Genomic DNA, 13,780 nt, shown 5'->3' with positions numbered 1-13,780 from the left:
TGCTGTTAGCGCTCTATCCATGCCACCAAAAGTGAGAACCGAAGCTGAAAAACAGGTGTTGCGCACACTGATCATCGATGCTGCACGCGAACTGTTTGTCAGCTATGGCGTTGAGGCAGTCACCATGCGCGAAGTTGCCAAGCGGATTGGTTATTCAGCAACAAGCATCTACCTGTATTTCAGTGACAAAGAACAGTTACTGCGGGCAGTGGTAGATGCCGACGTGCTCAAACTGGCCAGCGCACTCAAGTCAACATTAAGCATTTCTGACCCTTTGGAACGGTTTGTACAATTTGGCCAGCATTATGTGCAGTTTGCGCTCACTAACCCTAACCACTACCGTATGATGTTTATGACGGCACATCTGCCTTGTGACCCTGCCTTGTCCAGCATTGAACAACACAACCCGGAGCAGGATGCTTATCACCAGTTGATTAGCGTGGTGAGCAATGCATGGCAGGCTGGTGTGTTCAAGCCCGGCTTCAAAGACCCGGTATTGATTGCCCAAACTGTCTGGGCCGCCATGCACGGCCTGTGTGCCTTACACATTAATATGGCAGAGGATGCGTGGATAAACTGGCGCCCACTGGAGGCGCGGATACAAATGATGCTGGACCTGTGCATGCAAGGACTGATTAATGACAACAAATAATCATAACGCTTTCAAAGTGCCCTACATTTTGGTCATATTATTTATGCTCCCGGCCTGCCATCAAGAGCCTGAAGAGGTTGCCGCGCCGCGGCCAGTATGGGTCATGACCGTGGAAAACGCCACTTCCAGTGTAAACAGTCGCTATACCGGCGTGGTGAAATCACGTTATGAATCAAACGTCGGTTTCAGGATCAATGGCAAAATTGTCCAGCGTCTGGTTAATGTGGGGGATGTCGTAAGAAAAGGTCAAGTGCTGGCCAAGCTGGATGCCAGTGACACGCAATTAAATGCAAGCTCAGCACAAGCTGACGTACAAGCGGCACAGGCTAATCTGGCACTGGCAAAAGCAGAATTGGAGCGTCGGCAGCAACTCTATCGCCAACAATTTATTTCACGATCAGCCCTGGATAGCTACGAAACCCAACTCAAAACTGCGCAAGCCAGGCTGCAACAGGCGCAATCGCAGGCAGCTGTCAGCCAGCACCAAACGGCGTATACCCAACTTCTGGCTGACCGTGCAGGCGTAGTGGGCATGATCACAGCAGAACCGGGGCAAGTGGTAGCCACTGGCCAAACCATCGCGCAGATTTATGACCTCAATGCCCTGGAAGTACAAGTTTCAGTGCCGGAAACCGTGATTGATCAATTGCACCCCGGAGACGACGCCAAGATACAACTGGTTGAGAATGCGAGATATGACAGAGGGCGTATCCGTGAAATTTCACCAGCTGCCAACAGCCAGACCCATGCGTTTGATTTGCGCGTACAGTTACTGGACACCAACCCGCAAGTCAAACTAGGTATGACGGCGCAGGTGCAATTCAGCCAAGCGGGACATGCACAGTCCAGCCATTACATTATCGTGCCAAGCACCGCTATTACCCGCCAAGGAAAAGATACGGCAGTGTGGGTGATCGATACGCAACAGCGTGCGCATTTGCGCAAGGTGACCACAGGGCCAATCACTGAAGCAGGCATACCTGTCATCAGCGGCCTGCAAGTGCAGGAACGCATTGCAACCATTGGCGTGCATACGCTGGCAGAAGGCATGCAGGTGCAGGCTGTCACACCAGCGGCCGAGGTATTGCGCTGATGGAAAACGAACGTTTCAACCTCTCGGCCTGGGCGCTCCGTAATCAGTCACTGGTGCTGTACTTTATTGTGCTTACCTTGTTAGCAGGCGCAATTGCCTATACTCGACTCGGTCAATCGGAGGATCCGCCGTTTACATTTAAAGTGATGCTGATCCGCAGCGCGTGGCCAGGAGCAACCGCGCAGGAGATGGAGCAGCAAGTCACCGATAAAATCGAAAAAAAACTACAGGAAATTCCGGCGATTGATTACACCAGCAGCTATTCACGTCCAGGGGAATCCGTTGTATTTATCGTGATTCGCGACGATACATTCTCTGAAAAAATTCCCGATCTCTGGTATCAGGTCCGCAAAAAAATCGGCGATATCCGCCACACCTTCCCGAGCAATCTGCAAAGCCTGACCTTTAATGATGAGTTCAGTGATGTCTACGGCACCATGTACGCCATCACTGCTGACGGCCTGACCCCGCAACAGTTAAAACGCCAAGCAGAATGGGTGCGCGCACGGCTGCTCAAATTGCCCGACATTGAAAAAGTCAATTTATTTGGTGAGCAACCACAAAAAATCATCATTGAAATATCCAACCAGAAGCTGACGTCGCTGGGCATCAGCCCGGCACAGCTGACACAATTATTGCAACAGCAAAACACCGTGATCGGCGCAGGCACATTCGATGTGGGTCCAGAACGCATCCGGCTGGATGTGAGTGGTCGCCTGCAATCGCTGGAAGATTTGCGCACATTGCCAATTCGCAGTGGCTCGCAAACCCTGACTCTGGGCGATGTGGCGACTATTCGCCGTGGCTACGCCACCCCGCCCGCAGAGCGCATCCACTTTAATGGCACGCCTACCCTGCTCATCGGCGTGAGCATGCAACAAGGCGGCGATGTGGTCGCACTGGGCAAGGCATTACAACAATCCACGGCCAGTATCCAGCAACAACTGCCGGTAGGAGTTAAACTCAATCTGGTGACTTCACAGCCTGAAATCGTGCAGCACTCGGTCAATGATTTCGTGCGATCACTGGCCGAGGCACTGATCATTGTGCTCGCAGTAAGCCTGCTATCACTGGGCTGGCGTACCGGCATAGTGGTTGCGATCTCGATTCCGATTGTGCTGGCAGCGACTTTTCTGCTGATGGACTGGTTAGATATTGGCCTGCACAAAATCTCGCTTGGCGCCTTGATTTTGGCACTCGGCCTACTGGTAGATGACGCCATTATTGCGGTTGAAATGATGGCGGCAAAAATGGAGCAAGGCTGGGAGCGCACCAAAGCTGCTTCGTTTGCCTTTACTTCTACGGCCATGCCGATGCTGACAGGCACGCTGGTTACCGTCGCGGGCTTTTTACCGATTGCCACCGCCATTTCTTCCACAGGCGAATATACCCGATCCATTTTCCAAGTATCCGCCATTGCACTGGGGTTGTCGTGGCTGGCTGCCGTGATTGTGGTCCCTTACCTGGGCTACCACCTGCTACCGGAATCAGACCATCGCAAGGCACCCGCCACGCAGCATGAGAACCACGAAACAGCGCTCTATCAAACACCGTTTTATCGTCGCTTGCAAACCACAGTCAGCTGGTGCGTCTCGCACAAGGGCAAAGTCATTCTGGCAACTGTAGCCTTGTTTATTGTGGCAATGACCAGTTTTGGCAAAGTACAGCAACAGTTTTTCCCCGACTCGACCCGGCTGGAAATCGTGGTTGACTTGCGTCTGGCCGAAAATGCCAGCGATGCCGCCACCACACAAGCGGTGACCAGACTGGAGCACTGGCTGGCAAACTGGCAGCAACAGCATGGCAAGTTGCAAAATATGGTTTCTTACCTGGGGTCTGGCGCGCCACGCTACTACCTGCCGCTGGATGTACAACTGCCACACCGCGCATTTGCCCAGCTGGTGATTTTGACCAATGACTTGCAGCAACGCGAAGCGTTGCGCAATGACCTGCTCAATCTGTTTGAGCATGACTTTCCGCAATTGCGTGCCTCCGTGCTGCGTCTTGAAAATGGCCCGCCAGTCGGATTTCCGGTGCAATTCCGCGTGGATGGGCAAGATCTGGTGGCGATACGCGCAGTCGCACACAATATTGCAGAGGTCATGCGTGCCAACGGCAACCTGCGCAATGTACAACTCGGCTGGGAGGAACCCAGCAAAGTGGTGCATGTGGATATTGATCAGCAAAAAGCCCGTCTGCTCGGCGTCAGCTCGCCCGACATTGCACAAATGCTGAGCACCCAATATTTTGAGCAAGTCGTGAGCGAATTCAGGGAAGGCAATGAGCGTATTGATCTGGTCATGCGCAGCACCGGGCCCGAACATGCCCAGCTGGCGCAGCTATCCACATTGACGGTATTAAGCCAGCGCGGGGAGCGCGTGCCGCTCTCGCAAATAGCCACCATACATGATAGTTTTGAAGAAGGCGTGATCTGGCGCCGTAACCGTGTGCCCTCACTGACGGTGCGTGCGCACTTGCGAGGCAATCTGCAAGCACCTGTCGTCTCGCAGCAGGTACAGCAATCAATTGCGCCGATACTGAAAAAGCTGCCCAACGGGGTAACGGTTGAAACCGGCGGGGCGATTGAAGAATCAGCCAAGGGCGCCAAATCGGTGGCAAAAGGGGTGCCGCTGTTTTTGGGGGCCGTATTTACCCTGCTGATGTTGCAACTCCGCAGCCTCTCCAATGTCTTGCTGGTGGTGCTGACTGCGCCACTGGGCATGATAGGCATTACCTTTGCATTGCTGCTGTTTAACATGCCGTTTGGTTTTGTCGCCATGCTGGGCAGCATTGCGCTCTCAGGGATGATCATGCGCAACTCGGTGATTCTGGTCGACCAGATCAATCAGGATATCACCCAAGGCGCCTCGCTCGAAACTGCAGTGGTGCAATCGACGGTGCGCCGCTTCCGGCCGATTGTGCTGACTGCGGCCGCAGCCATTCTGGCCATGATTCCGCTGACCCGCAGCGTGTTTTTCGGGCCGATGGCGGTGGCCATCATGGGCGGGCTTACCGTAGCCACGCTGTTGACCGTCCTGTTTGTGCCAGCGCTATATACATTCTGGGCCCACATGACCGCAAGAACTATGAAATAATTCAGCAATTCCTTTTTGATTTTTTGATATGAATACGAGAGCCGACCAAATGACTGATAACGCTACCGCACGCTTTAATATGATCGAACAACAAATCCGTACCTGGGAAGTGCTGGACCCGGTTGTACTCGCCACGCTGAGCAACACGCCGCGTGAAGCCTTTGTGCCCGAAGCTTTTCGTGGTCTGGCCTTTGCCGATATCGAAATTCCGCTGGGCGACGGCCACCATATGCTCAGCCCCAAAGTCGAAGGGCGTTTTTTGCAGGCCCTGCAACTGCAAGCTGCCGACAAGGTGCTGCTGATTGGTGCGGGCAGTGGCTATCTGGCCGCTCTGATGGCGCAACATTGTGCCAAAGTCACCGCGCTAGAGCTATCGCCAGCGCTGTGTGAAGTGGCGGCGACCAACCTGCGCAATCATGGCATTGGCAACGTGCAAGTCATTCATGCCGATGGTCACGCCGGTCTGCAAACACAAGCCCAGTTTGATGCGATTGTATTCACCGCCTCCAGCCCGGTCGAGCCTGAAGGGGTGCGCCGCCAGCTCAGCATTGGTGGCCGCCTGCTCATCGTGCTGGGCAAGGCGCCCGTGATGGAAGCCACGCTGATTCAGCGGCTGGCCGAAAACAGCTACAAACAGGATATTCTGTTTGAAACCAGCCTGACCGAAATGGCGCATGCGCCACAAGCGGTCGCTTTCAGTTTTTAATAGCCCCCATGCTGGCCATGCGATTATTTTCACGTATATGCATGCTTGCAGTCGGGTTGGGGCTGAGCATGCCTGCCTGGTCAACCACCCAGAGCCTGCTCGACATCTATCTGCAAGCCAAGCAAAACGACCCGCAACTGGCTGCCGCCGGGCACGGCAATCAGGCCGCGCAAGAACTGATTGAGCAAGCCAAGGCCGGTTATCGTCCCAGCGTGGCGTTGAGTGCCAGCGCGAATGCCAACCATACCGACCTCAAGTACAACACCCAAAGCGTGCCCCTCCCCTCAGGGGTGAACCGCTTTGAGGGCTACAGCACCAAAATTGAGGCGCGCCAGCCCATCTACCGTAAAGAAACGCTGGAACGCATTGATTTAAGCAAGGTACAGGTCAGCATTTCTGACAAGCAAACGCACCTGACACTGCAGCAGCTGATCCTGCGCACCACACAAGCCTACTTTGACGTATTACAGGCACAAGACCGCATCGAACTGCTGACGGCGCAAAAACAGGCCATCCACGAACAGTTACAGCAGGCCAACACCAGCTTTGAGGCAGGCATTACCACCATCACCGATGTGCACGAAGCACAAGCCCGCTTCGACCTGATCGTGGCGCAGGAAATCGCCGCCCAAAACGAACAGGCGGTATCTAATCACAGCCTGCAGGCCATTATTGGCAAACAGCCAGCCACCTTGGCCAAAGTGCGCGAAGACCTGCAAATCACCCCAGCACTCAAACCCATGCAGGAATGGCAAGACGTCACCACCGCCAGCAACCTCAACATTCAGATACAACAAGCCCAAATAGACATGAGCGAGCGAAATATCGCCATCGCCCAATCCGGCCATTACCCGACGCTAGATGCCGTCGCCAGCTACGCCGACAGCCATTACAACGGCAGCCAGAACAGATTTGGCAGCGACTTGCAAAATGCAGTGATAGGCGTAGAACTCAGTGTGCCGCTATATCTGGGCGGCGCCGTCGATTCGCGGGTAAGACAAGCGGCTTACAACAAACTCAAAGCCCAGGACGATCTCGAAAACGTCAGCCGCCAGACCATCCTGGAAACCCAGCGCGCCTACTTGGGCCTGAGTAGCAGCATGGCACAAATCAAGGCGCTGGAAAAAGCCCTGCAAAGCAGCCAAAGCCAACTCGACGCCACAAAACTGGGTAACGAAGTCGGCATTCGCACCAGCGTAGACCTGCTCAACGCCAGACAACAATACTACAGCGCCAAACGCGACTTGCTGCAAGCCCGCTACAATTACCTGGTCAACATCATCCGGCTCAAAACCGCCAGCGGCATTGTCAATGAAACAGACTTGCAAGACATCGACCAGCAACTGGTGAAAAACAGCCCGGGACAGACACAGCCATGAAACCACGCACCGCAATCACCGCTACCACCGACGCCTTATGGATGCTGATTGATGTGCAAACACGCCTGTGCTCTGCCATGCCAGAACCTGCCATGTCCGCCGTCATCGCCAATATCCAGCGCCTGATCCAAGGCGCAAAACTGCTCGAAATCCCGCTCTGGGTCACCGAACAATATCCGGAAAAGCTGGGCGAGACGTTGCCAGTCCTGCAAGCCCTGCTACCCGACTACACACCACGCGTCAGCAAACTCGCGTTTTCTGCCTGGCAGGCGCCTGAACTGCAAGAATCCTCCGTCAGCGTCGCCCCGCAAGTGGTGCTGTTTGGCCTGGAAACCCATATCTGCGTACTGCAAACCGCATTAGATGCCTTGGCCGAAGGTAAGCAGGTGTTTGTGGTGGAAGATGCCGTGATCTCACGTAGTGACACCAACCGCAACAACGCAATTGAACGCATGCGTGATGCTGGCTGCATCATCACCAATACCGAGTCCATGCTGTTTGAGCCTATGCAAGGCGCGACGCATACTCAGTTCAAAGCAGTTTCAGCGCTAATTCGTTAAGCCTTTAATACACCCTCTTTATATTCACCTGCAAAAATTCCTGCATGCGGTAATCAGCCCCCATGATTGCCGCAAAAAATGCGGTAATCATTGACGCTTTGCTTGACACATGTCATGATCACCGCATGAATAGCGGTGATCATCCCAAATATATCTGGCAATCGGCAGACTGGCCGCAATGGACATTTGCGACGGCAGCGCTGCTGCCGCTGTTATCAGAAGCTAATCTTGAGCGCGGCAAGTTACTTGGCGCTATCCAAACCCTGGGGTTTAAACTCGCCGCAGAAACGAGTTTGCGTACGCTCACCAACGACGTGGTTAAATCAAGCGCAATTGAAGGCGAGCATCTCAATAACGAAATGGTGAAATCATCCCTTGCACGAAAACTAGGACTCAACATTGGCGGCCTGCTGCCATCGAGCAGACAAGTCGATGGTATAGTGGAAATGATACTGGATGCCACGCAAAATCATGTGCACCCACTGACGGATGCACGCCTGTTTGGCTGGCATGCTGCACTCTTTCCTAACGGTTATAGCGGTATGCATCAAATTACGACAGCTGCTTACAGAACCGACGCAGACGGCCCCATGCAAGTGGTCTCCGGTGGTATAGGGCACGAAACCGTACACTACGAAGCGCCACCTGCATCAATCATCGCTGTCGAAATGCAGTTGTTTTTAGACTGGTTTAACCAATCACCAGACACAGATCCATTGCTCAAAGCATGGCTGGCACATCTGTGGTTTGTCAGTTTGCATCCATTTGAAGATGGCAATGGCCGCATAGCCCGCGCCATAGGGGATATGGCCTTAGCAAAAGCCGATCAATCAACGCAACGTTTTTATAGTTTATCCACACAGATACAACTGGAACGCGAAGACTATTACCTGCAACTGGAAATGGCGCAAAAAGGCACCATGGACATCACAAACTGGCTGCACTGGTTTTTAAGCTGCCTGCTTCGTGCTATACAACAGGCCAATCAAGACCTCAAAGGTGTCGTCTATCTGACACAAGTCAGCCAACGCAGTCCCAACGGCGCGCTGAATGAGCGGCAAATCAAAATGCTTGATAAGCTCATGCACAACTTTGAAGGCCACCTCACCACTGGCAAATGGGCAACTCTGACCAAATGTTCAACTGACACCGCTTTGCGCGACATTACCGAACTGGTCACCATAGGCGTGCTGGCCAAAGCGGGTGAATCTAAACGCACAGCGCACTATGTGCTGACCTGGGAATAGGCACTTGCAAACGAGGTTGTTAATGCATCAAATAGAATGTGGAATGACTACAGCCCAGGCTGTATCATCACAAATACCGAGTCCATGCTTTTTGAGCCCATGCAAGGCGCAACACATGCGCAGTTCAAGGCCGTGTCGGCGCTGATTCGGTAGGCATCTCAACAACATAGCTTATGAACAAAAAACGTGCTAATGTATCTATGATTATGTAGATACAAAATTGAGGTGCATCATGCAAGCGACTGCTAAAGTGTTTAATACAGGTCACAGCCAAGCCGTGCGGCTACCCAAAGCTTTTCGTGTGGAAGCAACCGAAATGTGGATTAGCAAAAATGAAGTGACCGGTGAAATTACCTTAAAGCCTGTGGTCAACGATGAATCTAAATTAGATTCGCTGTTTAGAATGCTCAAAGAAAATCCTTTGCCAGACGATTTTTTAGCTGACCGCACCTACGCACCACCGCGCAACCCGTTTGCCGACGACGACCAAGCCAACGCCCACGAAAAAACACAGCCATGATTCGCTATTTGGCGGATACCAACATTATTGGCTACTTTACGCGGCAACAGCATATCGCATTGCAACAGCGCGTTGAACACACATTAAAAGCACACGAATTAGCCATCTCCGTGGTTACTCGTGCCGAAATCCGCTACGGGCAAGCATTGCTAAATGCCAATGACAAACGACACACCACAATTGACTTGCTACTAGAAGCCACGCCAACATTAGTCTGGACAACGCAAGCGGCAGATTTATACGGCACAATTAATGCCCAACTGCGTAAGACCGGCCTACCCATTGGCGATTTAGATGTCATGATCGCCGCGCATGCACTCTCCGAAAACTTGATTTTAGTGACGCATAACACCAAGCATTTTGAGCGGATTGAAGGCTTAAAAATGGAAGATTGGACGCAATGAATGCATGGTTCCGAGTTAAATTAAAGCATTGAAATGCTACATAGCTAGACCCGACCCCTTGCTTTCTACACGCCAGAAAACCTGATCGGCAAACTGGTGGTCGCCGTGGTTAATTTCCCACCCAAACAAGTCGGGCCGTTGATGTCAGAAGCCTGGTGACGGGTTTTCATGATACAGAGGGAAGAGTGACTTTATGTGTGCCGGAGCATGAGGTTCCGCTGGGGACGAAACTTCTGTAATCACATTTTAAGAATATGTTAATCCAGTAACTTACCTTTGGGAGTTAATTTAAGCTGACCCTTTTCTTCTTTATAGCTTAAGTAGTGATGCATAGATAAAAATATAACTAACGCTAGAGTGTCCGCATTATTCATAATTCTTGGACGCTTGTTTTGTGTAAGACCTCCGATGATATCTATTTTTGAAACGATAGCTTTAATTTGGGTCCTATCAAAGTCTCCGGCATATCTATTAAATATTTTCACCTTTAATTCAAAATCAATCGGAGAGGAAAGCATTTTTTCTGCTATGTGTGTGGTAACAACCTTTTCATTTGTTTTTTGAACAACGAATGTACTCACAGTTTCTGTTAACTCGTCATCCTCATCATAAAAAGCTTCAGGGATAGATTTAATAAGAGCAATTTTCTCCAGACTCTCCAAGACATCTGAATTAATTAGTGCTCTATACTCCTGGCTCTCTAGGATAATTAAAGTGGGATTTTCTGCATATTCTGGGTAATTATTTTCAATCAGCTTATATGATAATTCCGGTATCTTATTCCGCAAAAAATCATGATTCTCTTTTGTTACTTTAAATTTATTGTCGATTACCAAGTAGCTAATTTTTTCATTTGATACATCAATATCACTTAAATCTTGATACCAATAAGGTACAGATTTAATTAGGTTCTTATAAGCATGACCATTAAATAAGTCACAATAAATTATTCTCTTGGATAGACTTTGAACATAACTTGCTTTTGAATTAAGCCTTTTGCCACCGAGTTGCAGACTGTTATCAAGATTCCCTGTAAAAGAAATTAGATGCTCATCTAGGTCCTCTTTACTATATTCAAAGTATTTGATTACATTATCCCAACTAGCATCAAGGCGATTTCTTTCTAACAAATCACTCCATAATTCTTTATTTTCAATTGAAGTAATATCTGCAATTTTGAAATTAAACTTTTCAATTACTTCTCTAATAAGCTCTGTATCCAGTTCAGAGTTTATTAGTGTTCTGATTGCAAGCTCTGATTCGGTTAAGTGCTCAGTTAACAACAAGACTTCTTTGACATAAATCTCCAGTTTGTTATTTACATAACTTGTTAAATGTTGACGACCCGACTCTAGAATACATGTGTATCCAGCATTTATTTCCTGATCAGTACTGTCATCTAGGTAGGTTAAGATTTTTAGTATATTTTTCTCTGATAGCTGATAAGCATTAAACTCCTCCACTATTTCCAAGATACTTTGACTCTTGCATGAGGTGATATCTCGGAATTTTAGACTTAATACTTTGATAATTTCCTTAACTCTATCAAGGTCAAAGTGGGCCAATATCTCAAATATTGTTTTAGACTCTGCAAGATAATCACTAAAGAATTTATCTACATTCACAATGGGCAGATCCTTCAGAGAAACATCCAATAAGAAGATGCTCAATAACTTATCTCTTGTAGCATCATCTTTATCTATATTTTCAAAGAAGTCTCTCCAATATTGTTTTTCTTTTATAGCTAATTTGTTAATTAGTATTTTATTTTCTGCTCTCGTAACACCGCCTTCGTTGATTCCTAGCATGCCTAAATAATCATTTATAAATTCATATCCTTCATGTTCACTTAAAATAATCTGGCCTAAAAAATCTTCCAATGCTAGTGAATTAGTTTCTTCAATTAAAAGGTAATCAAGAAGGTCGAAATTCAATATTGCTCTAATACTAAACCTCTCAGGTTGTATACGTTGGTATACTTTTTCAGGGTTGTTAAGCGGATAATTAAAATCTAATGGCTTTTGATTAGCTAGACTGATCAAAAACTGCTTGTCATTTGTAGATAACTCACCAGGATAAAAGAAAGACATGTAAGCATCATAGTCTTCTTCAATATACCCATTCACAATCAGAAAGCGTATCAAACCTGTATCAACAGAGTCTTGTTTTGCAATGCCATCAAAGAGGCTTAGATGGCTTGATTTTTTAATTAACTCATTTAATTTTAGTGAGGAGGCACGCTTTATTTGAATCTCTAGGTCGCTGATTTTTCTTTTTAATTCAGTTTTTCCACTACCTGCTTTATCGATGATATTTTGTTTTCTTTGTTTATAACTAACAAGCGGATTTATCGATTTCTCAATCTCACTGAATGGTATATTGGAGTTGGTGTTGGAGAATCTTTGCTCAGTACGTACATACGTTATTGTGCTTTGAGATATCAATGTATTAAACACATCATCACTAAGCAACTCGCCTAAACTTTTGTATTCATTGTTAATATAGATGCTCCGCATATCAGGTATTTTTTGGAAATATCCTGCAAGATATGTAAGCTTTAATTCTTCGAGACTATTGACACTTTCATTATCAATTTCAGATAGCTTTTCATTTAGTCTCTTAACTTCCTCCTTTAGACTAAGCATATACTCATCTTTGTATTGATTTATATTGGCAAATATAGTTGCCACCATGCCTTTTCTGTAATTCAGATCTTTAAAATCATCTGGATATTTATTCTTGTAAATTATCAAACTTAATAACTTTGTATCATCTAGCTGGATTTTGCTTGAAGACTCATCATCCGCATGAGAGCTTGCCGCCAACATTTTTTTGTAGACTACAAACTCATTTGCGATATTTAGGAGCATTCGCATGTCATCGAGGAATAACGCAATGTCTTCAAAAAAAGCTTTTTCAACTGAATGTTCTTTAAATGCCTTGCTGATTGCGTTTCGCAGCTTTTCTTCTGCATTAAATGAGTTTATGACTGGAATTACTGGGACGATAAAATCAAAGAATTTAATCCTATCTTCAGAGTTTTGAAAAACATCATCACCTAATACAAAAATAAATTTAATTAATTTATTTTTCTTTCGAATTTCATCTGAATAGTTTAATAAGGTATTAATTTCTCTTAGCTTGATAAAAATATCTCTACTTGGAAACCTATCTAGATCCTCAAAAACAACAATGTTGTATTTGGTTTTCCCAAAAAAATAAATGAGTTCATCAATAAACTTATTGAGAATTGAATCACCCTTTCTTTCGTTAAAACTGATTTCTGCTCCTACGGCTCCAAATTTATTGAGGCCCAATTTAGGGAAGGAGTTAAGAATTTGTTGTAACAGTGCGATTCCACTAATGGCCACAAATATTTTAAATAAGAGCTTATATTGCGGATTAAACAGATTGGTATGTTTAAAGATCTCAAGTTCCGGTTTGAGAGTAAACATCAATGAGGATGCAAAAACGATAATAAAAAATGCAAAGCCAAGATAGCTAATCAAAAATGATTTTTTTAGTATTGGTATGTATTTGTATTTTTTTATCTGTAAGCGACTAAAGTGAGAGTCTTCTAACTCATCAGTACTGACTTTAAAGAAAATTTGTTGCAATAAGCTTTTTTCAACATCGCTGTTAAGCTTTATTCTCTGCTCATCATTCAGCTTTGGATTCCCGATATCAAAAGTGGCTAGGCTAATATTTAAAAACTCATAGCCACAAGAGCCGTTATATTCGTTCTCAAATGATCTTAAAATACTGCTTTTTCCAGAGCCATATGGGCCTGTGATGGCTATATTTTTAATGTCTTTATGTGTAAGCGCATATAACAAAGCATTTTTGTACTCGCTTAAGTCTGCTTTATTGTTGGGTGTTAAAGCATTGTAAGTTTCTAAATTAGATACTAAAGAATCAGGCTGATTGTTAAGAAAGGCCTTTTTAACTTTAACATTTAATTTATTTACGATTCGTTCTATGAGCACATGGAAATTCATTTATCTATATCTCATTTTTGTTATTTATGGGGCCTGAGAAACTGAGAAATGCAACAATCACACCTTACTTTAATAATAAAACTAAAGTTGATGTTCTTGTAGGAAATTTGATGGCGCTGAATTGAT

The 13,780-nt window shown here is 47.0% G+C and carries 10 protein-coding genes; 9 read left to right on the top strand and 1 reads right to left on the bottom strand.

Translation table 11 applies throughout. The features are described from left to right. The first annotated feature begins 19 nt into the window (after positions 1-19). From Q9291_RS01155 to Q9291_RS01115, 9 genes are all read left to right on the top strand, one after another. On the top strand, positions 20-652 hold the full coding sequence (locus Q9291_RS01155; protein ID WP_306388145.1) for a TetR/AcrR family transcriptional regulator: 633 nt from the start codon (positions 20-22) through the stop codon (positions 650-652). Beyond that, positions 639-1,745: an efflux RND transporter periplasmic adaptor subunit gene (locus tag Q9291_RS01150; RefSeq protein ID WP_306388144.1), complete on the top strand. Its 1,107-nt coding sequence runs from the start codon at positions 639-641 to the stop codon at positions 1,743-1,745. The genes Q9291_RS01155 and Q9291_RS01150 overlap by 14 nt, the downstream gene beginning before the upstream one ends. Continuing rightward, positions 1,745-4,840: an efflux RND transporter permease subunit gene (locus Q9291_RS01145; protein ID WP_306388143.1), complete on the top strand. Its 3,096-nt coding sequence runs from the start codon at positions 1,745-1,747 to the stop codon at positions 4,838-4,840. The genes Q9291_RS01150 and Q9291_RS01145 overlap by 1 nt, the downstream gene beginning before the upstream one ends. Positions 4,841-4,889: 49 nt before the next feature. After that, positions 4,890-5,546, top strand: a complete 657-nt coding sequence (locus Q9291_RS01140) for a protein-L-isoaspartate O-methyltransferase family protein (RefSeq protein WP_306388142.1) — start codon at positions 4,890-4,892, stop codon at positions 5,544-5,546. 68 nt (positions 5,547-5,614) lie between these two features. Beyond that, positions 5,615-6,925: a TolC family outer membrane protein gene (locus Q9291_RS01135; protein WP_306388141.1), complete on the top strand. Its 1,311-nt coding sequence runs from the start codon at positions 5,615-5,617 to the stop codon at positions 6,923-6,925. Further along, the gene (locus Q9291_RS01130) at positions 6,922-7,485 is read left to right on the top strand and encodes an isochorismatase family protein (protein ID WP_306388140.1); all 564 of its coding nucleotides are present in this window, start codon (positions 6,922-6,924) and stop codon (positions 7,483-7,485) included. Before Q9291_RS01135 ends, Q9291_RS01130 begins: the two co-directional genes overlap by 4 nt. A gap of 125 nt (positions 7,486-7,610) precedes the next feature. Next, positions 7,611-8,732, top strand: a complete 1,122-nt coding sequence (locus Q9291_RS01125) for a Fic family protein (RefSeq protein ID WP_306388139.1) — start codon at positions 7,611-7,613, stop codon at positions 8,730-8,732. Positions 8,733-8,964: 232 nt separating this feature from the next. Further along, complete coding sequence (locus Q9291_RS01120) at positions 8,965-9,252, top strand: antitoxin (RefSeq protein WP_306388138.1); 288 nt, start codon at positions 8,965-8,967, stop codon at positions 9,250-9,252. Continuing rightward, positions 9,249-9,656, top strand: coding sequence for a type II toxin-antitoxin system VapC family toxin (locus tag Q9291_RS01115; RefSeq protein WP_306388137.1), 408 nt, complete (start codon positions 9,249-9,251; stop codon positions 9,654-9,656). Before Q9291_RS01120 ends, Q9291_RS01115 begins: the two co-directional genes overlap by 4 nt. 257 nt (positions 9,657-9,913) lie before the next feature. On the opposite strand, the gene Q9291_RS01110 is transcribed toward Q9291_RS01115, so the two are convergent. Next, complete coding sequence (locus Q9291_RS01110; RefSeq protein WP_306388136.1) at positions 9,914-13,654, bottom strand: YobI family P-loop NTPase; 3,741 nt, start codon at positions 13,652-13,654, stop codon at positions 9,914-9,916. Positions 13,655-13,780: the final 126 nt, after the last annotated feature.

It is taken from the genome of Methylophilus aquaticus (assembly GCF_030769565.1).
GTDB classification, from domain to species: domain Bacteria; phylum Pseudomonadota; class Gammaproteobacteria; order Burkholderiales; family Methylophilaceae; genus Methylophilus; species Methylophilus aquaticus.
The sequence above is the reverse complement of the archived record's forward strand: the minus strand, read 5'-3'. Positions and strand labels throughout refer to the sequence as shown.

Excerpts from the sequence above, each read along its gene's own strand:
- Q9291_RS01150 (WP_306388144.1), top strand. The coding sequence starts at position 639 with ATGACAACAAATAATCATAACGCTTTCAAAGTGCCCTACATTTTGGTC.
- Q9291_RS01140 (WP_306388142.1), top strand. The coding sequence starts at position 4,890 with ATGACTGATAACGCTACCGCACGCTTTAATATGATCGAACAACAAATC.
- Q9291_RS01145 (WP_306388143.1), top strand. The coding sequence starts at position 1,745 with ATGGAAAACGAACGTTTCAACCTCTCGGCCTGGGCGCTCCGTAATCAG.
- Q9291_RS01130 (WP_306388140.1), top strand. The coding sequence starts at position 6,922 with ATGAAACCACGCACCGCAATCACCGCTACCACCGACGCCTTATGGATG.
- Q9291_RS01135 (WP_306388141.1), top strand. The coding sequence starts at position 5,615 with ATGCCTGCCTGGTCAACCACCCAGAGCCTGCTCGACATCTATCTGCAA.
- Q9291_RS01125 (WP_306388139.1), top strand. The coding sequence starts at position 7,611 with ATGAATAGCGGTGATCATCCCAAATATATCTGGCAATCGGCAGACTGG.
- Q9291_RS01120 (WP_306388138.1), top strand. The coding sequence starts at position 8,965 with ATGCAAGCGACTGCTAAAGTGTTTAATACAGGTCACAGCCAAGCCGTG.
- Q9291_RS01155 (WP_306388145.1), top strand. The coding sequence starts at position 20 with ATGCCACCAAAAGTGAGAACCGAAGCTGAAAAACAGGTGTTGCGCACA.
- Q9291_RS01115 (WP_306388137.1), top strand. The coding sequence starts at position 9,249 with ATGATTCGCTATTTGGCGGATACCAACATTATTGGCTACTTTACGCGG.
- Q9291_RS01110 (WP_306388136.1), bottom strand. The coding sequence starts at position 13,654 with ATGAATTTCCATGTGCTCATAGAACGAATCGTAAATAAATTAAATGTT.